Origin of the sequence: Bacillus sp. SIMBA_005 (assembly GCF_046535585.1) — a bacterium.
GTDB lineage: Bacteria > Bacillota > Bacilli > Bacillales > Bacillaceae > Bacillus > Bacillus pumilus.
This window is the reverse complement of sequence record NZ_JAWRWI010000598.1, coordinates 1-263: the sequence shown is the minus strand read 5'-3', so window position 1 is coordinate 263 and position 263 is coordinate 1. Positions and strand designations below refer to the sequence as shown.

Annotated in this window: 1 protein-coding gene; it reads left to right on the top strand. The window is 72.6% G+C overall.

Going from position 1 to position 263, the window contains the following annotated elements; translation table 11 throughout:
- Nucleotides 1–263, top strand: a 263-nt coding sequence (locus SB660_RS21460; RefSeq protein ID WP_410584428.1) for a GOLPH3/VPS74 family protein, incomplete at both ends; no start/stop codon positions are given.

Below are 263 nucleotides of genomic sequence, written 5' to 3'. Positions count from 1 at the left end.
CGACACGGCGCTCGCGCGCCTCGCTCCCCTGAGCGGCAAGCGCCTGCAGTCGCTCCTCATGCGCTCGAAGCTCGATCCGCTGGACCAGGTCGTCGAATCGCTCGTCGCACAGGGCGTTCTCGTGCGCGGAGAGCGGGGCTTCTTCGGGTGGGGCTCGCTGCGCACGCCCGAGTCGGACCCCGGACCGGAGATGCTGATCCGCTCCCGCCTCGCGGCCGTGCTGTCGGGATCGGCCGCGCCCACCCTGGCCGACGTGACGATCC